The organism is Nocardia sp. CA-136227 (assembly GCF_050955695.1).
GTDB lineage: Bacteria > Actinomycetota > Actinomycetes > Mycobacteriales > Mycobacteriaceae > Nocardia.
On record NZ_CP192081.1, the window covers coordinates 5,369,269 to 5,392,038 of the forward strand.

The 22,770-nt window shown below is 67.5% G+C and carries 22 protein-coding genes; 6 read left to right on the forward strand and 16 right to left on the reverse strand.

Annotated features, from left to right (window positions below; all coding sequences use genetic code 11):
* Nucleotides 1-285 precede the first annotated feature (285 nt).
* Nucleotides 286-966: a GntR family transcriptional regulator gene (locus ACQP06_RS24900; protein ID WP_433673426.1), complete on the forward strand. Its 681-nt coding sequence runs from the start codon at nt 286-288 to the stop codon at nt 964-966.
* A 6-nt stretch (nt 967-972) separates the two neighbouring features.
* Here ACQP06_RS24900 and ACQP06_RS24905 read toward each other — a convergent pair whose 3' ends face one another.
* From ACQP06_RS24905 to ACQP06_RS24925, 5 genes are all read right to left on the reverse strand, one after another.
* The gene (locus ACQP06_RS24905; RefSeq protein ID WP_433666864.1) at nt 973-1,809 is read right to left on the reverse strand and encodes a hypothetical protein; all 837 of its coding nucleotides are present in this window, start codon (nt 1,807-1,809) and stop codon (nt 973-975) included.
* A 317-nt stretch (nt 1,810-2,126) separates the two neighbouring features.
* Entirely contained in the window at nt 2,127-2,672 is a 546-nt protein-coding gene (locus ACQP06_RS24910; protein WP_433666865.1) for a hypothetical protein, read from the reverse strand.
* Between the two features lie 131 nt (nt 2,673-2,803).
* Nucleotides 2,804-3,190 carry a nitroreductase/quinone reductase family protein gene (locus ACQP06_RS24915; RefSeq protein WP_433666866.1) on the reverse strand — a complete coding sequence of 129 codons (387 nt, stop codon included), beginning with the start codon at nt 3,188-3,190 and terminating at the stop codon, nt 2,804-2,806.
* Between the two features lie 136 nt (nt 3,191-3,326).
* Entirely contained in the window at nt 3,327-3,722 is a 396-nt protein-coding gene (locus ACQP06_RS24920; RefSeq protein ID WP_433666867.1) for a hypothetical protein, read from the reverse strand.
* Nucleotides 3,723-4,288: 566 nt separating this feature from the next.
* The gene (locus tag ACQP06_RS24925; protein ID WP_433666868.1) at nt 4,289-6,049 is read right to left on the reverse strand and encodes a leucine-rich repeat domain-containing protein; all 1,761 of its coding nucleotides are present in this window, start codon (nt 6,047-6,049) and stop codon (nt 4,289-4,291) included.
* A gap of 743 nt (nt 6,050-6,792) precedes the next feature.
* On the opposite strand from ACQP06_RS24925, the gene ACQP06_RS24930 reads away from it, so the two are divergent.
* A complete protein-coding gene (locus ACQP06_RS24930; protein ID WP_433666869.1) occupies nt 6,793-7,254 on the forward strand; it encodes a hypothetical protein in 462 nt (153 codons plus the stop codon).
* Between the two features lie 114 nt (nt 7,255-7,368).
* On the opposite strand, the gene ACQP06_RS24935 is transcribed toward ACQP06_RS24930, so the two are convergent.
* From ACQP06_RS24935 to cysD, 5 genes are read right to left on the reverse strand one after another with little or no spacing between them, the layout of a single operon-like run.
* Complete coding sequence (locus tag ACQP06_RS24935) at nt 7,369-8,508, reverse strand: sulfotransferase family protein (RefSeq protein WP_433673427.1); 1,140 nt, start codon at nt 8,506-8,508, stop codon at nt 7,369-7,371.
* A 12-nt stretch (nt 8,509-8,520) separates the two neighbouring features.
* Entirely contained in the window at nt 8,521-9,318 is a 798-nt protein-coding gene (locus ACQP06_RS24940) for an SDR family oxidoreductase (RefSeq protein ID WP_379273674.1), read from the reverse strand.
* Nucleotides 9,315-10,511, reverse strand: a complete 1,197-nt coding sequence (locus tag ACQP06_RS24945; RefSeq protein WP_433666870.1) for a hypothetical protein — start codon at nt 10,509-10,511, stop codon at nt 9,315-9,317. The genes ACQP06_RS24940 and ACQP06_RS24945 overlap by 4 nt, the downstream gene beginning before the upstream one ends.
* A complete protein-coding gene (cysC, locus tag ACQP06_RS24950; RefSeq protein WP_433666871.1) occupies nt 10,511-12,373 on the reverse strand; it encodes an adenylyl-sulfate kinase in 1,863 nt (620 codons plus the stop codon). The genes ACQP06_RS24945 and cysC overlap by 1 nt, the downstream gene beginning before the upstream one ends.
* On the reverse strand, nt 12,373-13,278 hold the full coding sequence (gene cysD, locus ACQP06_RS24955) for a sulfate adenylyltransferase subunit CysD (protein WP_433666872.1): 906 nt from the start codon (nt 13,276-13,278) through the stop codon (nt 12,373-12,375). Before cysD ends, cysC begins: the two co-directional genes overlap by 1 nt.
* 314 nt (nt 13,279-13,592) lie before the next feature.
* Between cysD and ACQP06_RS24960 the strand changes: the two genes are divergently transcribed.
* On the forward strand, nt 13,593-14,513 hold the full coding sequence (locus ACQP06_RS24960; RefSeq protein WP_433666873.1) for a helix-turn-helix domain-containing protein: 921 nt from the start codon (nt 13,593-13,595) through the stop codon (nt 14,511-14,513).
* 170 nt (nt 14,514-14,683) lie between these two features.
* Here ACQP06_RS24960 and ACQP06_RS24965 read toward each other — a convergent pair whose 3' ends face one another.
* Entirely contained in the window at nt 14,684-15,856 is a 1,173-nt protein-coding gene (locus tag ACQP06_RS24965; RefSeq protein WP_433666874.1) for an FAD-dependent monooxygenase, read from the reverse strand.
* 112 nt (nt 15,857-15,968) lie between these two features.
* On the reverse strand, nt 15,969-16,796 hold the full coding sequence (locus tag ACQP06_RS24970) for a helix-turn-helix transcriptional regulator (RefSeq protein WP_357094813.1): 828 nt from the start codon (nt 16,794-16,796) through the stop codon (nt 15,969-15,971).
* Nucleotides 16,797-16,880: 84 nt separating this feature from the next.
* Between ACQP06_RS24970 and ACQP06_RS24975 the strand changes: the two genes are divergently transcribed.
* Nucleotides 16,881-17,630 (forward strand): SDR family oxidoreductase, encoded by a 750-nt coding sequence (locus ACQP06_RS24975; protein WP_433666875.1) that lies wholly within the window; start codon nt 16,881-16,883, stop codon nt 17,628-17,630.
* Nucleotides 17,631-17,633: 3 nt separating this feature from the next.
* On the opposite strand, the gene ACQP06_RS24980 is transcribed toward ACQP06_RS24975, so the two are convergent.
* Both ACQP06_RS24980 and ACQP06_RS24985 read right to left on the reverse strand, forming a co-directional pair.
* The gene (locus ACQP06_RS24980) at nt 17,634-17,921 is read right to left on the reverse strand and encodes a hypothetical protein (protein ID WP_433666876.1); all 288 of its coding nucleotides are present in this window, start codon (nt 17,919-17,921) and stop codon (nt 17,634-17,636) included.
* A 167-nt stretch (nt 17,922-18,088) separates the two neighbouring features.
* Nucleotides 18,089-18,631 (reverse strand): NUDIX domain-containing protein, encoded by a 543-nt coding sequence (locus ACQP06_RS24985; RefSeq protein ID WP_433666877.1) that lies wholly within the window; start codon nt 18,629-18,631, stop codon nt 18,089-18,091.
* A gap of 66 nt (nt 18,632-18,697) precedes the next feature.
* Between ACQP06_RS24985 and ACQP06_RS24990 the strand changes: the two genes are divergently transcribed.
* The gene (locus tag ACQP06_RS24990; RefSeq protein ID WP_433666878.1) at nt 18,698-19,537 is read left to right on the forward strand and encodes a site-2 protease family protein; all 840 of its coding nucleotides are present in this window, start codon (nt 18,698-18,700) and stop codon (nt 19,535-19,537) included.
* Here ACQP06_RS24990 and ACQP06_RS24995 read toward each other — a convergent pair.
* Nucleotides 19,514-20,068, reverse strand: coding sequence for an NADAR family protein (locus ACQP06_RS24995; RefSeq protein WP_433666879.1), 555 nt, complete (start codon nt 20,066-20,068; stop codon nt 19,514-19,516). The two genes, ACQP06_RS24990 and ACQP06_RS24995, sit on opposite strands and share 24 nt — an antisense overlap.
* Nucleotides 20,069-20,140: 72 nt before the next feature.
* Nucleotides 20,141-21,337: a hypothetical protein gene (locus ACQP06_RS25000; RefSeq protein WP_433666880.1), complete on the reverse strand. Its 1,197-nt coding sequence runs from the start codon at nt 21,335-21,337 to the stop codon at nt 20,141-20,143.
* 55 nt (nt 21,338-21,392) lie between these two features.
* Here ACQP06_RS25000 and ACQP06_RS25005 point away from each other — a divergent pair, with 55 nt between their 5' ends.
* On the forward strand, nt 21,393-22,652 hold the full coding sequence (locus tag ACQP06_RS25005) for an FAD-binding oxidoreductase (protein ID WP_433666881.1): 1,260 nt from the start codon (nt 21,393-21,395) through the stop codon (nt 22,650-22,652).
* Nucleotides 22,653-22,770 lie beyond the last annotated feature (118 nt).

Here is a 22,770-nt window from a genome sequence, read left to right on the forward strand (position 1 = left end):
TCGCCGATCTGCGCTGCGGTCAGCCTCTCGCCGGGTGCGAGCACCCCCAGCACCGCCGCCTCTGCCATCGCCCCGGCTGCCATCGGCACCCCCTTGTAGTCAAAATCCGTCCCCGCACTGCCCGAACGCGCCTTAGCGTATACGCAGCTGCGTATACGCACAAGGCTCACGCACGCACAGGTTTTGATGTGTCATGACTGCCAACACCCACAATGGGTATACGCAGTTGCGTATACTGAAGATCATCCATTGCACTGCACCAAGCATCGAGGGGGCTGAAACGTGGTGGGAGAACCTGCCTACGTCTCCATCGCAGGCGAGTACGCGCACCGAATCCGAACGGGGATACTGTCACCCGGATCTCAGCTGCCCAGCCTCGCCGAGATGGCCGCCGACAACGGCGTCTCGGACATTGTGATCCGCAGGGCGATCAAGCTCCTGCTAAGCCAAGGCCTGGTCCGCACGATCGAGCGTCGCGGGACCTTCGTCGCAGATCGACCGAACCTGATCCGGGTCTCGCCTGAACGGCAAATGGAAAGTCCCGAAACAACCTTCGGTCATGAGTCTGATCACGCGGTTCGAATCGAACGCGACTCACAGCGCATACACGCTCCCGCGACCATCGCGGAGCCGCTGGGCCTCGCCAATGGCGCTGAGATCACCCACGTCGCCACCCGTACCAGCGAGAACGGCAAACCGATCTCGATCTCCGATTCCTACCAACCCGTGGGCATCCACGGCACGACTGCCGCGGCGTTCCTGGAGGAGACGATCGCCGACCGACTACCGACACAAGCCCATGCCACATGGCTTGGTACGCCCGCAGGCGAGTTGGTCAAGACGGTCCATCAGCGCTTCGTCGACCCTGATGGCCGAGTGATCATGATTTCCGACGTGTCCTATCCGCTCAACCGGTACGACGCGTTCGTGTTCCGCATGGCACTCACAGGTGACGACGAGTCCTGAAGGCGACTACCGGCGCACCCACCCTTGAGCGACGTCGGACAGGTTCCACCACGAAACATATTGGGATGGAGCAGATTTAAGCTCCCAACCTTCGACCAGTGCATCGAAGAAGGCATCATCACCGGTCTTGCCGCCCTTGGGTTCACCGACGAAGATCAGTCGTTGACCTCCGTGCGCGGCAAACCGCGCGAGGGCCTCGGAGGCCATCGGACTTCCCCATCCGGGCGGCCAGCACATCAGAAGCGTGTGATCGGCCTTGCCGTCGGTCCGATCCAAGTACTGTTCCACACTGCCGATGCCATGCCAGACATCACGCTGACCAGCGGCGTCGGGGAACGAGACGTTATCGGCGATATCCGGCGGTTCCGAGTCGTAGGCGTCTGTCTCCACCCCTGCACGCTCGAGCTGCGCAGCCCAATACCCACGCCCTGCACCGAGTTCGACGACACTACTTGCTCCGCAGAACTCCCGGACCCACATGACCGTTCGTGGGGACGGGATGGCGTACGCGTATGCGGACTGAAGGATCGTTTGAGCGAACGCGAGTCGAGCACTACCGGACGGTTTGCCACCATCCACAACCCATCGGCCATCCCGCTCTGACACCGAAGACTCCACGATGTCCCAGTAGGGATTCCCGCTTGGAGACTCGCCGCCCGTCATGTAGTGCACAAGCTTCAGATCGAACGCTGCGTCGGCATCCTGATCACCCGTGCCAGGCAACATCGGCGCGGTCTCCAGGTACTCCGCGACCCTCGGGTACCGTGCCCGCAAGCCCTGCTCGTCACCGAGTAGCGCGGCCAGCTCACTCCGCCGCTCGGGAGTCAGCGCGAGATCAGCCATGACCCCAATTCTGCCTGTCCGCCGATCAATGTAGTTCCACTTCAATATGATCGGGCACGTCAGGCCCAGCCGGCCCGTCGACTTCTGACCTCCGCACCGAACGTATCGAGTGAGGAAGCCCAGTCGATCCCGCCTCACCGAATCGGGCGCCAGCATGTCCCCGCAGCGCCTCATCCCGCTGTTGGCCTCGCCCTTCCTCTTTGGCCCGATCGTCTCGCTCCAGGAGGATTCGACAGGGGCCGGATCGAGCGATCAGCGGCACGAGCGCGCACTCGCCTCAGCCGTAGTCAGGTGCTTCCGTCAGGGGGAAGTCGCGGCTATGCGGTGATCGCGGCGACTGGGTCGTGGAGTTGGGCGATCAGCTCCAGCACAGTGGGCGGTGCAGCTCTGAGATCACCCTCGATTCGGAGTTTGCCACTGGCCGTCGCGATTTGGCGCTGGTGTTGAGAAACGGCGATGGCTTCGGGGTCGCCTGCCCAGACCCGTCGCGAGAGCTCATGGTGCGTCGCGTAGTCAGCGACGACGCGGATATCGGCATTGCTGACGGATCCTGCCCGGGCCTCGAGGCTGTTGCCGTGGATGTGGATGAACCAACTGAGTGTGCCTGCAGGTGTGTTGGCGCGGTCGACTGGTGGGCTGGTGAGGTCCTCGCAGATGACGTAGTCGAGTGAACTCAGATCGTGGCCTTGCAGCAGGTCGGTGATGATCGATTGCACGGCGTCGAGCCATTCGGTGCTCACGTATTCGTACGTGTCTGTAGATGCCATCTGACGAATGGTTTCACGGATAGGCGGCCTGCGCTTGCGGTGGTTTGCGAAGGCGCGGGTGTCGTTTGCGAAATCAGTTTCGGTGGAGTGGAACATATTTCCTCACCGCACGGACAGGCCGCAGCGACATTGAGCGGGCCTACCGCGGTGCCGCACTGGCCCGCCGAGCCCGCGGCCCGGTCCCGAACGCCCGGGTCGCGGCAAACGAGGGCGTCCGGGAGGCACTATCAGACGGGCCGAGCCTCCAGGTAGTCCGGTGCACCCGCGGCGCGCAAGAGCAGCCGCACGGACCATGGCGCCCAACGAGAGGGCGGGTCGGATCCGAGCATCGGCTCTACCGCTGTGACAGTTCGTCCATTCCACTCGAGCTCGAACCTGCCCGCCATCAACACGTTGCGGACCCAGTCCGACTCTCGACCATGGCTCAAGGCGATGCGATACCGGTCGTGATGGCTGAACACTGCCACCGGGCTTCGGTATTCACGTCCGGAAATACGCCCGTGATGGACCAGCACTGCCCAAGCAGGGATCAACTGCATCATCCGGAATGCCAGACGGTTGATGACCCGGCGCTCAAGTCGGGCTAAGTTGCGTGAAAAGGGCACAGTCTCCATCCTGCCTGCCGCGCTCGCGGCGGACCTTGGCGGCAGACGGTGGCCGTATGGATCGAGGTGGTTTGGCAAATCAGTGCGTTCACAGGCGGGTGCGACGGCCGCCTGGACCGAGCGGTCAGCGGCATGAGCGGACGTATCAATGGGCCCGATTCTTCTCCGACAAGAACTCTTCGAGTAGATCGAAAGTAGCCTCGAGCACCGCAGTTTCCTGTTCAGGCGTAAAGGCGCTCACAAAGTCCCAGTCCGGCAGCGCTAACTGCCCGACCAGGGTCCACCACGCCAAATTGGTGCCTTGACACGGGTGGTTCGCCAACAGCCACTGTTGAAAGCCTTCGAGGCTCAGCCCCCCGAATCTTCGGGCGGCGAAGTCGTATCCGTTGAGGAACCCCACTACTCCCTGTAGGGAGACACGGCCGATGTACATCCCAGGTCGCTTGATGAACAGCGTCAGGTACTGGCGGTCGCTCAGGTCGTCCAGCACGATCTGTCTGTCGGCACCATAGTGCGGCAGCGGGGCGTCGCGTTTACTCACCCGCACACAGAATCACAGCTTGGGGCCGTTCAGGCACCACATTCGGCAGAAGCGGACGTTCTGCGGCACACCAGTTTCCGGCCGGTGTTGCCCGCGCTGGCCGGTTCAGCGCGGTATGCGGGTCAATATCGGATACGTACTGTCGTCAACCACGTCTACCTCTGCGATCTTGTAGTCGGCTGTCGTACTCTCTGCACCTGGCCAGCCAATGGTCCAATCGTGCTGCGACTCCGAGTTCAGACAACACGTACGGTTCGGAACCGCCGTGGGATATGAGGTTCGGGGAGGCCAGGCTCGCGGTCATGTCCAACCCGTGTAGATAATCCAGGCCGAGTGCGGCCATGGCATCCGTTGGTGTGCCGACATCAGCACCCTCCACCCACGGCTTCGCCCAGTCATGGGCTGCCTCACGAGTCAGATCACCTACCAGCACTCGTCGCCAAACACTTTCGACCTCAGACCGCTTCGGCCATTCGCCTTCAATCGCCATCGAGATGATTATGGATTCCGTCGCTCGGCGGTGTGGGCGTGACGCGGGCGGCAGTCGGCTCGGGCCCGGTGGGCCCCTACGACCCGAAGTCGATCCGGGCGCTTGGGTGCGCGGCGGTGATCCGGTCGCGGACCTCTCGGGGGAACCGGTTGCCGTAGAGGTCGACGGTCTCGAGGTCGGGGAGCGTGTCGAAGTCGGGCGGCAAGTCTTCGAGGCCGTTGAAGGCCAGGCGGACGGTCCGCAGCCGGCGGAACGTCCCGATCCCGGCGAAGTGCTCGGGCTTGAGCCGGCGGCGCTTGCCGTCCCGGCGCCACCTGTCGATCCGGAGTTCCTCCAGACCGGTCAGCTCCATGGCGAACAACTCCCGGAGGAAGGCGTGCCCGGGCTCCGGGCCGCGGCTGCTCTGCCCGCTGAAGCCGAGGACCCGCAGCGCGGGCAGGCGGCCGAGGTCCGGCAGCGGGTCGCGCAGCAGGCCGAGGCTGCCGCCGAGGTCGAGGTCCACCAGCCGGGTCAAGTGGAGCAGGCTGTCGGGGACGGTGTCGAAGTTGTTGCAGCTCAGATCGAGCCGGCGCAGGTTCGGGAAGGTGGTGACCACCTCGGGGAAGGTCAGTAGGTACCGGGCGGGGCTGCCGGACATCGACACCTCCTCGACGCCGGTCAGGCCGCGCGCGGAGTCGGGGAACACGACGTTGGTGCCGTCGGCGACCAGCTTCCGCAGCCCGACCAGGCCGCCGAAAGTGTCCGGCAGGACGAACCGCGTCGACTCGGGCGGCATCCGTCCCGGCTCGTACTCCGCGTCGGTGCGGACGGACAGCCCGGAGATGTCGAGTTCCTCCAGCGCGGACAGCCGCCCGACGGCGGCGGGCAGGGTGAACTCGACCTCGTTCTCGTCCAGGGATGAGTTGCCGGCGACGCGCAGCACCCGCAGCCCGGCCAGGTCGCCGATCGATCCGGGCAGGGCGGTCAACTTGCAGTCGCGCACCGACAGGTGCTCCAGTCCGGTGAGCGTCCCGATCTCCTCGGGCAGCTCGCGGATCGGATTGCGGTCCAGGATCAGGGTGCGCAGCCACGGCATCCGGAGCACCTCGGCGGGGAACGCCTTCAGCTTGCGCCCGGTCAGGTCGAGATGGTCGGCCTGGTCGGCCAGGACCCGGGACAGCTGGTCGTCCAGCGCCGCGGCCGCCGACTCGCGCGCCGACCGGGCCCCGGGCCGCAGGACGGGCAGCCCGGCACGCAGCCGGTTCAGGAACGCCTTGATGTCCAGGCGACCCTCGTCGTCGACGACCTCGGGCACGAACGCCTCGGCGAGGCCGTTCCCGGCGACGAAGTCGGCGTCCCGGTCGCAAACGCCGAGGTTGTCCACCCAGCGCGCGCCCGGGGCCGCCAGTGCCATGTGGTGGTCGAAGTGGATCGCCCAGGGGGTGTCGACCACCCCGGCCGCCAGGGAGCCGTGGTTGTAATAGCCGTACACCATGTGGGTGAAGGTGCCGTCGTGGATGCGGATCTCGGCGTCGCCGGCTTCCAGCGTCTCGGCCCGGGTATGGCCGCCGACGTAGAGCCCGGGCCAGTCCTCGTAGAGCGCGATCGGGCCGTTGACCGTCAGGTCACCGGTCACCACGATCAACTCGACATCGCCGTCGCCGTCGGCGCCCACACCGCGCAGCTCGGCGACGGCGGACAGGAAATCCCCGTCGAGGGTGAGGTCAGCGTCGAAGAACAGCACCGTGGGATCGTCGGGATCGTCTGCGGCTCCCTCGAATTCGGCGGACAGCACGCCGCCCAGGCGGGCGTCCACGTCGGCGTAGGACAAGAGGTCGGGCATGGAAAAGGTCGACATGCGGGAGAGCATATGTTCGTGGCTCGGCTGTGTTGCGCGCTCGACCAGCCGCCGTCACGAAAGCCGAGTAGTCCCACTGCATACCGGTAACAGCATCCGGTGCCAATTGCTGGACTTCAGCGCGCAACTCGCCCTCGACCGCGAACTGCCAAGCCGTGAAGCCCTGTCCATGCCGCTGCTGGAAGCTCCCGTAGTCCAACCAGACGGTGACCCCGTCAAGGCACCAACGCCCATCTTCCTCACGGGGAGCCAACGTCCCATCGGTCGACATCCCCTCCCGCTGGAAGAGAGCCCGTAGAACGGGCAATACGGCATTGGCCTGTCCTGTGTCGATCCACTGAACATGAAAGTCGGCACGAAACCACCCTGAACCCAAGTGGTCACCACCACGCTGAACAGTGGACGCCGACAGTGCTCCGCTGTGGTCTTCCAGGTGATCGCACCACGCCAGATTCCTCACCTGCCGAACGTTAGGGCACACCCACGACATAACTCACGGCCGTCCTGAAGCGAGCGCTCAGCGACATGCCAGTGCGTTTGCCGCGTCGGTGACGGGATGCGCTGGCGTGCATTGCAATTACATGTCTGCGATCAGGATGAGGAGAACCATGGACTGCCCTGGCCCGTGGTGGCCGACCCCTGAAAGTCGGGGCAGCCCACAGTTGTGAAGTCGCCGCGCTTCACTCGTTGGGGTCTGTAGGGTTCGGCGACCCCACACCAGGGGAACCCGCACCAGGAGAACAATGAGCACGCGCATTCGCCTCGGCCGCAGAATTGGCTGGGGCACAACAGGACTGGCCGCCATCATGGCCGTTGTCGCAATCGGCGCGCCCACCGCGTCCGCCGATGTCCACACGCTCGCTATCTATCCCACCGGTCAAACCTATTACGTCGGAGGCTCCTACGAGCTGGTCTCCACGACCGCGCCGACGACGGCGTGGGTGACCTTGTCCGACAACGGCCAGTGCATCGGCGGCATGCGGTCGAGGCCGGTCAACAATGTCGATTCCATCAATCTGGTCGCGAAACTGAACTGGGTCCCATCGACGGCGGGCCATCACGTCCTCACCGCCGCCGACAGCCGGACCACCAAGACGTTCGAGGTCGACGTGCTGGCCGCACCCGCGGGAACCGTCCCCGCCGCGCCCGCCCAACCCAGCGGTTGCAGTCCGCTGGAACGCTTCCTCAACTCCGGCAGCGGCTAGGCCACCGAACGAGTCGGCCGCCGAAATTCAGTACCTCTGGGTGGCGCCGCGATCTGCCTCCGAGACACCGCTGGCCGGACACGACAGCGTGTCCGGCCAGCGGATTGTCGTAGATCAGAGCTCGAATTCGGCTCGGACCTGGTCTTCGGTGAGGCCGTAGTCGGCGAGCGAGTACTTGTGGACCGGTTTTCGGTCGCCGGACTTGCTCTCCTCGTCGAGGGCGGTCATGGAGGAGCGCGCCGAGTCGGTGTAGTCCAGCCCGAACTTCGAGTAGATCTTCTCGACGGTGGCGAACGGGTCCGCGCGCAGTTCGTCGAATTCGATGTCCAGGAACTGATCCGGGTTGTAGCGGGCGCGTGCGGTATTGAATTCACGCAGGCCGCGCGACCACAGTTCCAGCTGGGACGAACCGATCTTCTCGCCCACGAAGGTGGTGGACCAGCCCGCGGTCGCCTGCTCGGACAGACTGCACGAGGAGCCGACGATGGTGACCGGGTCGCGGTGGGTCTGGATGATCAGCGCGTCGGGGTACACCTTCATCAGCGCGTCCAGGGCGAACAAATGGCTGGGGTTCTTGAGAACCCAGCGCCGTTCGTCGCCGAGCCCGATCAGCTGCAGGTTCTGCTTGTGCCGGGTGTAGGCGTCGGTCCAGTCCTGCTTGCGCAGCCATTCCGAATACGTCGGCAGGTAGGCCAGCGATTCGTAGGAGATGGATTTCACGGTCTGGCGCAGCAGCTGCCAGCACTCCTCCACCTCGGCGGCGGTCATGTAGTGCACGCCCATGAATTCCGGATTCTCGATCCGGTGCTGGGCGAAGCCCTTGTCGACGGCCTGGTAGACGGGGTTGTCGGCCCAGGTGTCGCGGGGCGGTCGCGGCTGCGGGAAGTCGGCGAGCCACATTTCCAGGGCCTGGTGCTGCGGGTCGGCGGCGAGCAGGCGGTGCAGGGCGGTGGTGCCGGTGCGGGGCAGGCCGGTGACGAAAATCGGGCGGGTGACCTTGGTTTCGGTGTACCCGGGGTTGGCCTTCCAGCTGGCTTCGCTCAGCGCGCGGGCGACGAGCGCGCCGCGCAGGAAGTAGCGGCTCATCTTGGAGCCGATCTCGGTGAGCCCGGCGTCGCGCTGGTAGGAATCCAGCAGCACGCCCAGCGCCTCGTGGTGGTCGTCGGACCCGAAGTCGGTGAGCCCGCAGACCTTGGTGGCCGAGGCGTGCAGGTCCTCGACGGTGCCGACGTTGGTACGTCCGGTCATGGTGATGAAACTCCTTGCTCAGACGTGGTATTCGCCGCAGTTGACGTCGATGGTCTGCCCGGTGACGGCGTTCGCGAACGGCGACATCAGGTAGACGATGGTCTGCGCGATCTCGTCGGGCAGCGGCAGCCGCTTCAGGTCGGATTTGGACGCGGTCTGCTGGTAGACCTGCTCCTCGGTGATGCCGTACTTCTTGGCGATCTCCGCGAAATACCACTTCAGCTGGTCGGTCCAGATGTAGCCGGGCAGCACGCTGTTGACGCGAATACCCTTCTCCCCCAGCTCGGTCGCCAGGGTCTGCGACATGGCCAGCAGCGCCGCCTTGGCGATCTTGTAGCTGCCGTAGCGGGGCTCGCTGTGCCGCAGCACCATGGAGTTGACCATGACGATCGACCCCTTGGTCTCGGCCAGCCCGGGCGTGAACGCCTGCGTCATGCGCAGATTGCCGAGCACGGTCAGGTCCACGCTCTCGCGGATCTGCTCGAAGTCGGTGCGCGCCAGCGGCTTCATCGACGGCACCTTGAACGCGTTGTTCACCAGCGCGTCGACCCGGCCGAACGTCTCGAGGGTCTGCTTGGCGAGGTTCTCGACGGTCGCCTCATCGGTGATATCGGTGGGCACGCACAGGGTTTCCGCGCCGCCCTCGGCCGCGATCTCGTCCGCGACCTCCTTCAGCTTGGATTCGGTGCGCGCGGCCAGCACGACCTTGGCTCCGGCGGCCGCCGCCTCGAGCGCGATGGAACGGCCCAGACCGGGCCCGATTCCGCTGACCACGACGACCTTGCCGTCCAGCAGACCGGTCTTCAGACGGCTCATCCCAGCATCCTTTCCGCGAAGGCGCGCTGGCGTGCGGCGATCCGCTCACGCCATCCGGCCTCGTCGATTCGATTCAGTTCATGGTGCGGCAGGCGTTCCGCCACTTTGTCGAACGGCACCAGTTCGATGGTCGGCCCGTCCTCGGGCGTCATCGTCCGAGAGACCCGCTGCCAGCGGAACTGGAGGATGCCGAGCTTGCGCCCGGTGGTCTCGATCCAGTTGGCGACGCCCGGATTCCGCGCCGAGACGACCATGCGGATCATCCCGTCCGGATCCACCTGCGCCTGGCGGTGATTCAGCGAGGTCTGGTGGTTGACGTAGTCGAGGGAGATGTACCAGCGGCTGCCCAGCTGGAATCCCTGGTACGGCGCATCGGATTTCGGCACGGTGATGATGAGCGCCTGGTCGTCCTCGAGCTCGAAGTGCCCGACCGAGGAGTACTGGGTGCTCAGCCCGCCCGGCGTGAGCCGCGGTTCGGTCAGCGTGTTGACCGGCAGGTTCAGGTAGAACCACTTCGGGAAGTTGAACCAGGTGTGCACCCGGGTCAGCAGCATGCGCCCGGCCGCCCGGTACCGCTTGCGCAGCTGTTCCACGCCCGCTTCGACCGGCGCGGTGCCGATGGTGTCCACCCGCTCGATGCGAATGGTGCCCTTGCGCTCCGCGTTCCAGTCGCCGTACACCTCGCGCACGGCCAGCATGGACGCGCCCTCGGCGAGCACGAAGTAGTTCGGCTCCGGGTTCTCCTTGGGCGGCCCGAAACGCAACTGGTAGCTGCCGTCCGCGTTGATCTCCAGCCGGCGGTCGTCGAACGCGTCGTCGCCGTTGGGCACATCGGAGGCGGTGTAATCGCCCTTGAGCACCTGGAAACTCAGGTCGACGGTGCTGCCGCGCACGCCGGTGAGCAGGTATTCCGCACCCGGTTCGATATTGGCGCTGTAGTACAGCGTGTCCGGATTATCCAGGCCCATCTTGGTGTAGGGCCCGGTCGCGGTGACCAGGTACGGGTGTGAGGTGCCGTGCGCCCGGGACAATTGCAGCACCGCGGCGATACCGGCCTGCAGATAGTCGTATCCCTCGGCCAGATCGTGCGGGTCGCGGATGAAATCCGCACCGGCGATGAGCTTCTCGGCCTCCGCGACGGCCGCCAGGAACGGTTCCGTGAGCGGCTGTTCGGCCTTGTCGTTGTCTGTCATCAGCTGTCAGCGATCCCTAGTGTCTCTCGAATTCGATGGGCGATCTCGGCCGGCGTCCCGTCCGAGGGGGTGATGGTGAGGTCGGCGAACTCCGGCCGCTCGTACGGCGAGCTGACACCGGTGAATTCGGGCAGTTCCCCGGCGCGGGCCTTCCGGTACAGGCCCTTCGGGTCCCGCAGCTCGCACTCTGCCAGGGGCGTGTCGACGAAGATCTCCCGGAACGGAAGATGCTTGGCGTCGTGCAGTTTCCGCGCCTCGCGTCGTTCGGCGCGGAAGGGGCTGATCAGCGAGACGATCGCGACCACGCCCGCGTCGGCGAACAGCGCCGCCACCTCGGACACGCGGCGGATGTTCTCGCGGCGATCCTCATCGGTGAAGCCCAGGTTCTTGTTCAGCCCGTGCCGCAGATTGTCACCGTCGAGCAGATAGGCGGGCTGCCCGGAGGCGATGAGCTGACGCTCCAGTTCCACTGCGATGGTGGATTTCCCGGAGCCCGACAGCCCGGTCAGCCACACCGTCGCGCCGGTGCTGAGCCGCTGCCCACGCTCCACGGCGGAGCTGTGCCACACCACGTTCGAGGCCTTGTGCCCGACCTTCGGCGCGCCCGTGGAGCGTCCGGTGATCATGCCCGCGGCCACCGTCTGGTTGGTGGTCTCGTCGATGAGGATGAAGCTGCCGGTGGCCCGGTTCTCACGGTACGGATCGAACAGCAGCGCCTGCCGGCTCTTGAGGGTGAGGCGCCCGATGTCGTTGAGCCCCAGCGTTTCCGCGTCGGTCTGCCGGTGCAGGGTGTTCACGTCGAGCCGGTAGTCCAGGTCGGTCACCTCGACCTTGGAGGTCTGGGTGGCGGTCCGGATCGAGTACGAGGCGCCCGCGCGCAGTTCGATGTCGTCGGAGAACCAGCACACCATGGCGTCGAGTTCGCGATCGGTGTGCGGCTGGTTGCCGGGCCGGGCGAGCATATCGCCACGGCCGATGTCGATCTCGTCGTCGAGGGTCAGTGAGACCGCCATGCCGGTGAACGCCTCGTCCACCTTGCCGCCGCCCGGCCCCCAGATCTGGTTGACGTGGCTGGTGCGCCCCGACGGCAGCACCACGACCTCGTCGCCCGGCTTGAAGATGCCGCCCGCGACGGTGCCCGCGTAACTGCGCTGACTCTCCCCGTGCGGCCGGATCACGTACTGCACCGGCAGCCGGTTGTCGATCAGGTTGCGGTCGGAGGCGACGTGCACTTCCTCCAGGTGCCGCAGCAGCGGCGGCCCCGGATACCAGCCCGCGGTGCGCTCGGAGGCGTCCACCACATTGTCGCCGTGCAGCGCCGACACCGGCACGAAGCTGAGGTCGCCGACATCGAGCTTGGTGGCGAAATCCGCGAATTCCGAACGGATCTCCTCGAACCGCTGCTCGGACCAGTCGACCAGGTCCATCTTGTTCACGCACAACACCAGGTGCCCGACGCCCAGCAGCGAGGACAGGAAGGCGTGGCGACGGGTCTGCTCGGAGACGCCCTTGCGCGCGTCGACCAGGATCAGCGCCAGGTCCGCGGTGGACGCGCCGGTCACCATGTTCCGGGTGTACTGCACGTGCCCGGGAGTGTCGGCGATGATGAACTTGCGTCGCGGCGTGGTGAAGTAGCGGTAGGCGACGTCGATGGTGATGCCCTGCTCGCGCTCGGCGCGCAGGCCGTCGGTGACCAGCGACAGGTCGGGTCCGTCGCCGCCGCGCGAGAGGCTGGCCCGCTCGATGGCGTCGAGCTGATCGCTGAACAGGCTCTTGGAGTCGAACAGCAGCCGCCCGATGAGGGTCGACTTGCCGTCGTCCACACTGCCGGCGGTGGCGATCCGTAACAGGTTGCGGCGCATCAGAAGTAGCCCTCTCGCTTGCGATCTTCCATGCCGGACTCGGAGATCCGGTCGTCGGCGCGGGTGGCGCCGCGCTCGGTCAGGCGGGTGGTCGCGGTCTCGGCGATCACCTCGACCGGGTTGGACGCGCCGGATTCCACGCAGCCCGTGCAGTCGGCGTCGCCGAGGGTGCGGAACCGGACGGTCGCCTCGAATCGCCGCTCGTCCGCGCTGAATTCCAGGAATCGGTTCTCCGCCAGCAGCATTCCATCGCGCTCCACCACGGTGCGGCGGTGCGCGTAGTACAACGACGGCAGCTCCACCTCGGCCTGGTCGATGTACTCCCAGATGTCGAGCTCGGTCCAGTTGGACAGCGGGAACACGCGAATGTGCTCGCCCTTTCGATGCCGCCCGTTGTAGAGGTTCCACACCTCCGGCCGCTGCGCGCGCGGATCCCACGCGCCGTACTCGTCGCGGAAGCTGAACACCCGCTCCTTGGCGCGCGCCTTCTCCTCGTCGCGCCGCGCCCCGCCGAAGACCGCGTCGAAGCGGTGCTCGCGGATGCTGCGCAGCAGGGTGGCGGTCTGCAGCCGGTTGCGGGTCTCGCCCGGGCGCTCGGTGACCCGGCCCGCGTCGATATCGTCCTGCACCTTGCCGACCAGCAGCTGGGCGCCCAGTCGCGCCGCCGTGCGATCCCGGAAGTCGATGACCTCGTCGAAGTTGCGCCCGGTGTCGATGTGCAGCAGGGCGAACGGCAGCGGCGCGGGCCAGAACGCCCGCCGCGCCAGTTCCAGCATGACCGCCGAGTCCTTGCCACCGGAGAACAACAGCACCGGCCGCTCGAAGGTGGCCGCCACCTCCCGAATGATGTGCACCGATTCCGCCTCCAAGGCGTTCAGGTGCGACAGCTCATATCCCGTGCGCATCTCTCGTCCCATTCGCCGCGTCTGTCGAACCGGTCGGGTTCTTGCCAACCCTTGCGGTGTCGAATATTCGACGCTATTGTTCGATAATGTGACACCGACGATAAGTCGGTACCGGGCGACGGTCAATACCCACGCCCGAATTGGCGCGCACCGTCATCACCGGAATCGGCCGCGCCACCGCCGGGACCGGCCCGGTCGGGGTCACGCCGCCGTGCGTGACCGATACACCGACCGATACGATTTCCGCGCGCCCCTCCCGCACCGCGGGACCGACACATGCAGGAATCGAGTTGCCTGAATCCACCACCGCACCAGTGGCTTCCACCCCCGCGACGGTGACCGAACCCTGCGCGTCGCCCCCGACCCACCGCGTCGTGCAGGCGATCGAACTGCTGTCCCGGCATTCCGGCGAGCGCCTGTCCCTGGCCGCGATCGTGCGCGCCACCGGCATGTCCCGCGCCACCGCGCACGCCGTGCTCACCCAGCTGTGCGCCGACGCCTGGACCGTCCGCGACCCCGAGGGCAACTACAGCCTCGGCCTGGGCCTGCTCGCCGTGGCCCGCCGCGCCGACACCGCCTTCCCGGTCCGCAGCCTCGCCCTCGGCGCGATGCACACCCTCGCCGCCGACGCCGGCGTGCCGGTCTTCCTCGCCGAACGCGAATTCCAGAGCGGCTCCCGCGCCGCCGCCAAGCCGGACGCCGCCCCGGACACGATCGTCATCACCGAAGTCCTGGGCACCCCCTCCGCCCCCTGGATCCGCCCGGCCCGCCGCATGCCGTTCGCCCCGCCGGTCTGCCGCGAATTCGTCGCCTGGGCGCCCGAATCCGAGCGCGCCGCCTGGCTCGCCGCCGCCGACCCGGCCCACCGCGACCGCCTCGCCGCCGTCCTCGACGCCATCGCCACCCGCGGATACTCCGTCGAGCGTTTGGCCGACGACTCCGCCCCGATGCTGGAAGCCCTGGGCGCCCTACGTCATTCGCCCGTCACCGATCCCCTGCGCCACCGCCTCAGCGCCATGATCGCCGACCTCATCACCATCGACTACCTACCCGACGAACTGGGCGACCAGAACGCCGTCGTGTCCGTAGCCGCCCCCATCTTCTCCCCCGACGGCCCCGTCATCGCCTCCATCGTCGCCTGCCCCGACACCAATCTCTCCGCGGCGGGCCTCGGCGACCTGGCCGCCGCCACCATCGCCGCCGCCGACACCGTCACCACCTCCCTCCGCAGCTGACACCCGCGGGCCACCGACAACGGAGCCGAGTCATAGCGCAGTGCGCGGCGTCGCCGCGCCGCGGACTACGTCGCCGCGCTGTGACAACTCGTGCGGGCCGCGGATCTCCTCGCACACTCGCAAGACGGCCCGCACCGAGTCGGTGCGGGCCGTCGAATCAGACTGCGACGTCAGCGATTCGCCAGTTCGGCGAGCTGGAAGGCCAGCTTGTAGCGGAACGCCGGAATGCGGGCGAGGGTGCTGATCACCAGGTTGCGGATCATGCGGGCGGGGCGGGCACGGAGGGTGGCCATGCGGGTGACCCGGTCGGTGAAGGCGACGACGTCGAGAGCCACCGGGCGACGGGTCTGCTCGTAATCGTCGAGGAGCGAGGCGGGGGCGCCCGCGACCACGGCGGCCAGCAGGCGACCGAGGACGACCGCGTCCTGGATGCCGGTGTTCATGCCCTGACCGCCCGCGGGGCTGTGGACGTGGGCGGCGTCGCCCGCCAGCAGGACGCGGCCCGCGCGGTAGTGGTCGGCGACGCGGTGGTGGACGCGGAAGCGTGAGCTCCAGACGATCTCCTCGACCTTCGCGTGGGCGCCCGGGCGGCGGGCGTCGACCAGGCCCTGCACGTAGGCGAGGTCCTGGTGCTCGGGCGCTTCGGCGACGGTGGCGACGATGCGGAAGCGGTCGGGCCGCGCGTCCGGCAGCGGGGCGATGACGGTGACACCCTCGGGCGAGAGCTGCAGGCAGACTTCGTCTCGCGGCTCCGGCCAGGTCATGCGGACATCGGCGAGGACGAAGGACTCGGGATAGGTGGCGCCGGTGAAGCCGATCCCGGCCGCCTCCCGCACCTTGCTGTGCATGCCGTCCGCGCCGATGACCCATTCCGCGCGAACCGAATTCGCGACGCCGTCGGCATCGGTGAAGTCGACGGTGACGCCGTCCGCGTCCTGGGTGAGCCCGGTGACCTCGGCGTGCCGGACCACCTGCACGCCCGCCTTCTCCAGCCGTGCCAGCAGGATCGCCTCGGTGGATTCCTGACCGAGCATGACGGTGTAGGGGTGTTCGGTGGGCAGCCCCGCGAAGGAGACGCGGGCCAGCGTCCGGTCGCCGTCGCGCATGACGAAGTTCGGCACCACGAGCCCCTGCTCCAGCAGCCGCTCGGTGACCCCGAACTCCTCGAGCACCTCCAGCGTGCGAGCGTGCACCACCACCGCACGCGAGGTGTTGGCCCCCTCGGCGAGCCGATCGAGCAGCACCACGTCCACGCCCGCGTCGGCGAGCGCGATTCCGGCGGTCATGCCGGCGGGACCGGCACCCACGATGACGACCTGGGCGGTGGCGGGCACTGCGTTCATGACAACTCCCGAATCTATGCCAACACTTGTTGGCCAACGTCTGTTGAATTAGACGGTACGACTCGGTCAGCGCGATGTCAACAGTTGTTGGCCAACGATTGTTGGCAACATTTCAGCGGTCGGTCGCCGCGGCCAGGGACTGGAAGACTCCCGCTGTGCGGCTGTGCGGGGTCGCGCAGTAGACGATCACCCGCTGATCGGTGTCGGAGATGTGCAGCACCTGGCACTGGAAATCCAGCGGGCCCAGTTCCGGATGGCGGATGCGTTTGCGGTGGGTGCGGCGCACCTCCACGTCGTGCGCGCCCCACATGTCGGCGAAACGTGGTGAGGTGCCCAGTAATTCGGTGACCAGCGCGGCGAGCGCCGGATGCCCCGGGTAGCGGGCGTAGGCCGCGCGCAGGTCGGCGATGAGGGCGCGGGCGAAGTCGCGGGTGTCGGCCTCGGCCCACTGCGGGTGGTCGACGGCCTCCCGGAACATCCAGCGGATCATATTGCGCTCGTGACCGGGCACAGTGTCGAGATCGCCGACGAACGGGGTCGCGGCCCGGTTCCAGGCCAGCACCTCGTAGGTGGCGTCCACCACGTAGGCCGGGGTGGCGAGCGCGTCGAGAATGGTCCGGACCGACTGCGGCACCGTCTTGTTCGGCCCCGCCACCACCGGCGGCGCCTCCCCCGCGATCCGGAACAGGTATTCGCGTTCGTCGACGGTCAGCATGAGCGCGCGGCCGATCGCCGCCAGCACCTGCCTCGAGGGTTTCGCCCCGCGCGCCTGCTCCATCCGGATGTAGTAGTCCACCGAGATCCCGGCCAGCTGCGCCACCTCCTGACGCCGCAGGCCGGGCGCGCGGCGGTTCAGGCCCAGGGGCAGTCCGACGTCGGTGGGTGTCAGCCGGTTGCGCCTGGCCTTGAGAAAGGCCGCGAGCTCGCTACGGTCAGCCATGACTCCAGTGTGGGCCGGTATTCCCGTCCAGGGTGGTACAAACCGGTCCTCCCGCGGAATCCGCTGCCGCGCGAAGCTTTTCACATGAGCGAAACAGCATTCATCACCGGAGCCAACAAGGGCATCGGCTACGAGACCGCCCGGCAGCTGGCCGCGCGCGGCATGACCGTCCTGATCGGCGCGCGCGACCCCGGACTCGGGCAGGCCGCCGCGGACAAGCTGCGGGCCGAGGGCGCGGACGCCCACTTCATCCAGATCGACGTCGCCGACGAGGATTCCGTCGCCCGCGCCGCCACCCGCATCGAGTCCGAGTTCGGCAGGCTCGACGTGCTGGTCAACAACGCCGCCATCACCGGCGGTCTGGAAGGCGACGGCAAGGCGTCCTCGGGCACCCTCGCCACCCTGCGACACGTGTACGACACCAACGTCTTCGGCCTGATCGCGGTCACCAACGCGCTGCTGCCACTGCTGCGGCGCGCGGAGGCCGCGCGAATCGTCAACGTGTCCAGCGAAGTCGGCTCCCTCACCGCGCGCACGGATCCCGACAGCCCGCTGTCGCGGATGCCGTCCGCGATCCCCTACACCGCGTCCAAGACCACCGTGAACATGGTGACGGTCCTCTACGCGCAGGAGCTGCAGGACACCCCGATCAAGGTGAACGCCGCCAACCCCGGCTACACCGCCACGGATCTGAACGGCCACAGCGGTTTCCGCACCCCCGAACAGGGCGCCGAACCCAGCGTGTACCTGGCGACCCTGCCCGCCGACGGACCGACCGGCACTTTCTGGGGCCACGTGTGGGGTAGCGAGGAGTACGCGCGGCTCGCCTGGTGAGCGCTACCAGCTGCCCGTCGACGGCGGGTCGCCACGGTGCCACATATCGTTGCGATCACGCATACAGCGCGGCTGCCACCATTCGTGGAGTTGCTTGCAGTGGTGGATAAACCAGGCGTCGCCCTGATCGCCGCCGCCATCGCGGTCCGAGCCCTGGTCGTTGTGGCGAGCGGCGACCGGGCTCGCCACCGCAGTGGTCGCCGGCGCGGCCTGGGCCGCGGCCAGGCCCGTCACCAGTGGCGCCGTCACCAGCACGGCCGCCAGCGCGGCCGCGGGAGTTCTTCCGAACATAGGATCACTTCTTCGTATCACGGAGTGCACCAATACGATCCATGACCAATCCCCCAGCCCTTCCAGGCGTGGACCGCGACGACCATTGAACGCCGCCCGCGTCACGCCGCAAGGGCCACCGGGATCCACTTTCAGCGGATCTTCCGCTTTCGGACGTAATAAACCGTCTATACGACTGGACGCCCGCTCGTCTTCTCGTGCAGCAGCAGAAGCGAATACGCGGCAACGGTCTGCGCGTCCACGATCGCCCCCGTCCGGATCAGGTCCTCGAACTCGTCGCGGGTGAACCACCCCGACTCCATGTCCGCCTCCGACGGCTCCCGCTCGTGCGGCCCCTCGGTCAGCTCGGTCGCCAGCACCACCGTCCCGTAATGCGTACTGGTCGCCGGAGCCGGAGCCACCTTCCCCAGCACCGTCAGCGTCCCCGCCCGCAACCCGGTCTCCTCCCTCAGCTCCTGCCGGGCCACCTCGACCAGATCGCCCTCTCCCGCCACCGCCCCACCCGGGAACTCCCAGCACCGCCGCTGCAACGGATACCGGAACTGCTCCACCAGATGGAACCGCTCCCCGTCCCACGGAATCACGATCGCGAAGTCCGACTTCCGGATGAAGGCATAGATCGACTCCTCCCCATCGGCCTGCCGGACCACATCCTCCCGCAGCGTGATCCACCGATTCGAATACACCTCACGACCGCTCACCGTCTCCATGCCCCGATCCTCCCTCATCCGGACCGAGATCAGCGGAGTCCGGAGATCGCGGGCTACTATCCGGCCGTGCGTGTGGGAGGGAAGCAGGTGACCGAGGGCGCGGCCGTGGCCGCGGTGGCCGCGGTATCGGCTGGATTCACGGCGATCTACTGGCGCGACCATCCGCTGATGGCGCTGTTCCCCTGGTACTACTACGGCGCGCTGATGCTGGCAGTCCTGATACACGAACTCGGACACCTGGCGGTAGGACGACTTTTCGGCGCGTATCCCCTGATCGTGTGCATCGGAACGCGGCCCGGCGCCGGTGGTCTGCGCTTCGAACTCGGTTCGGTGACGGTGCGGCTGGGTCTGTATCCGGGCGGACGGGTGCACTGGTCGGTGCGACCGAGCCCGCGCGGCGAGCGGCTGACCGTTGCCGCGGGTCCGCTCGCGAACCTGATCTCCGCGGGCATCTTCGCCGCGGTCTGGGCGCAAGCAGCTCTGCCGCTGCCGGTGGGGTTTTCGTTGACGGCGCTTTCGGCAATGCTCGGGCTGAGCAACTTGCTGCCGTTCCGAACTCGCGACGGCAGCTACAGCGACGGCGCGCAGCTCTTCGGAACCGTCCCGGCCGACGCCGTGCCGACGCTGTCCGACCGGACCCGCATCGACTTCGACAGCTCCCCGCCGCCCGACCCTCAGCCCGCCGCCTCCAGCGACGAGACCCTCCAGCGGGCCGCCGGAACGGTCCGGGCACTGTGCGAGATCGCGCTCACCAAACCCGATCTCTCCACCGCCGAGCTGGAGCTCACCGGCACCCGCATCGCCTGGCTGGCCGAGAACGCCCCGCGCACACCGCAGGTCGAGGCCGTGCTCGCACTCTACGAGCGGCGCGTGGGCGTCGCGTCAGAGCTGGCGGGCGGGAGCTAGCGCGTCGCGGGCGTCCATGAGGGCGAAGCCGAGTAGGTTCTCGCCGCGCCACAGCGCCGGGTCGGCGGCGTCGGGATTCTCGGCGCCCAGCCCGATGCCCCAGATGGTGTCGCGGGGTGCGGCTTCCACCAGCACCTTCTCGGTGGTGGCGAGCAGGAAGTCGCGCAGCGCGTCGTGCTGGCCGAATTTGGCGATGCTGCCGCGCAGCACGATGTCGAAGCGGTGGGCTTCCCAAGTGTCCTGATCGAAGCCGGAGATGGCACGGCCCAGGCGTTTCGCGTCCGCGGGGGTGTCGCTGGTGAGGATGCGGGTGCGCATGTCCTCGTCGCCGAACAGGCGGGCCTTCTCGGCCATCATGAAATGTTCGGCGCTGGAGTAGGTCTGGCCGTCCACGGTGAAGTCGATGGGCCACCACTGGCTGAGCACCCATGTGCCGACCTCGTGCCCGGGGGTGCGGGTGTGCCCCCAGAAGAAGAGGAACTCCGGTCTCGCTCCGGCCGCCATATCCGCTGCAAGCTGCGCCCTGTCCACGCCGCGACCCTAGCCGACCCAGATGACACAGTCGTGAAGAAATCCCGCCACACCGGCGACGCGCCGCCCGAATCAGCGGGCCAGCGCGCGTAGTCGGGCCATGACCTCGGCGGGCGGATGGTCCTGGACCCGGAAACGCGGCGGGTCGTACTCGTCGGCGAGTTCCAATGGCACCAGCCCGGACACGTCGTCCCAGGCCACCCGGAAGACATCGCCGTCGCCGGTGACGAAGCAGATGAAGTCCGCGGCGGGCAGCAGATTCGTGGCGCCGTCGGTCCAGGAGGTCATGGTGTACTCGCTGCCGTCGGGCGCGCTCACCAGCAGCAGCTCCATGATCGCGCCCTCGCGGTCGTCCTCCTCGCGCAGATTCTCGGTCTGCGACCGGTACGCGCCGACCACGAGTTGCGCCTGCGCGTGCCGGATCTCCGCGTACGCCGGATGATCCTCGGGCACCCGCAGCGGCGTCAGGTCACCGTTGTCGTCCACGGTGTACGGCACCGCCGACAAGGGTCGCAGCGCGGCCTCGTGCCGTTCGGAGGCCAGCGCGAGCAGTTGCGGCATGGCCGCGGGCGTCGCGCCGAGCACGACCAGCATGCCGAGGTGTCCCGGTAGGAAAAGCAGTGGCGTGGTGCCGGTTCGGGCCCCCACCCCCGCCAGCCAGCCCGCCACCAGCGGCAGCGAGCCGACGTAGTTCTCGCCGTCGTCATCGGTGAAGTCCAGCACCCGCACGCCCTCCGCCTGATCGAAGGCGGTCATGGTGCTCATGGCCAGTTCGGTGAGATTGGCGTGCGCGACCGCGTACACCTGCTCCTCGTCCACTCCCCAGCGCGAAAGATCCTGCCGTGTCACGAATTGCACGGTGCTGGGCAGATCGATCACCACCAGCTCGCACAGATACGGCAGCGCCGGCCGGGTGAGCACCATGTCCCGGCTGTCCGCCTCGGCGACCCGCACCGCCCCGTACCCGGCCCGCCGCACCACCGGCCGCAGCTTGGGCGACACCTCGTCCCAGCTCTCCCGCGCGGCGGGCGGCAACAGCATGCTGTCGATCACGGCGAACAGCTCCGCGCCGACCTTCCCCCCGAACCGGCGATAGAGCATCTCCAGTTTCAGTGTCGCGGCGTACCCGTTCCGCAGCCGGCACGCGATCTCGAACGCCTCCGGGTCGAACCGCGCGAATTCCACCACCTCGTACCCCCGCACCTGCTCCAAGATCTTCTTGCCGAACCGATCTCGCGGCGACCCGAAAACCCCACCCAGGAAACTCATAGGCCGGACTCTACGCGCGAGCGCAATTCGCGCGGTTGTGGTTAGCTGTAGCGCCATGAGCACGCCCGTCTCCACCCACCCCGACGAGTTTCTGCCCCGCGACACCGCGGATGTGGTTCGGACCGTTCGGGATTCACGTCGTTCGACGAAACCGCTGATCATCCGGGGTGGGGAACGTCCGGACGAGGAGTTCGGACTGCCCGTGCAGGGCACCACCCTGAGCATGCGGAAGATGAACCGCGTGCAGGTTGTCGACGCCGATGCCAGGACTGTGCGCGTGCAGGCGGGGGCACGGCTGTCCGACATCGATCGCACCCTGGGCGCGCACGGGCTCGGGCTGCCCATCGTGGGCGACCATCGCGACATCACGGCGGGCGGATTCGCGGCGGTGGGCGGGCTGTCGGCGGCGTCGCATCGCTTCGGCATGTTCTCCGACAATGTCGTCGAACTCGAATACGTCGATCAGGACGGGCGATTCGGCACCTGCGGGCGCACCCACCACGCGGAACGCTTCCGCAAGATCCTGGGCGGCGGCGGGCGCACCGGCATCATCACCGCGCTCACCCTCGAGGTGACCGGCGTGGACAAGGACCGCACCTGGCTCACCACCGACGCGCACCGCTTCCTGGACTTCGACACCTGGGTGGAGCACTCCTTCCGCGAGATCCAGTCCCCGGGCGACTCCATGCTGCAGGTGGGCCGCTGGATCGATACCGCGCCGCTGAAGGTCGCGCGCCCGGTCGGCACCGGCACCGTGCAGCTGGGCACGGTCCGTTTCGGCCAGTGGTCGAGCCTGCACCCCACAACCCCCAATCTGTCGCTGCGCGCCCGGCGTGAGGTCGGCGCCCGCGCCCGGAAGTCGCTGGGCGCCATCGCCGCCTCGGCGGGCGGCCGCGCCGGCATGCCGGTCCGCAATGCCGCGGCGGGCGCGCTCATGTTCGCTCCGAAGGTGCTGACGCTGCGCGACGCGGAGTACCTGGCCGACACCGTGATCAGCTCCTCGGAGCGCGGACCGGCCTACCGCATCTCGCTTTTCGCGCCCATGTCCAACTACGCGCGGGTGTTCCACGGCCTGCACGACCTGTTCTCCGGGCACCGCGAGCGCACCGGCTGCTTCACCGTGATCTCGGCCATGACCTATGGCGTGCGCTCCCGTTACCTGCGTGAACTCGACGACGAGGACCACGGCTTCATCACCTTCACCTGCCGGTTGCGTCCGGCGGCGCTGCCCTCGGAACTGTTGCGGGACATCGTGTCCGGAATCGACGAGATCTGTGTGGCCGAACGCGCCCGGCGTTATGACCCGACCGAATAGAATGTGTTCCGCCGCTCACCCAGCAATCGCGTAGCGCAAATCAGCTATCGGTTGGCAGCCGGGAGGCGCGGCGGTATCGATACTGTCGGCGGGGTATCGGTGCATGGTTCATGCTCAA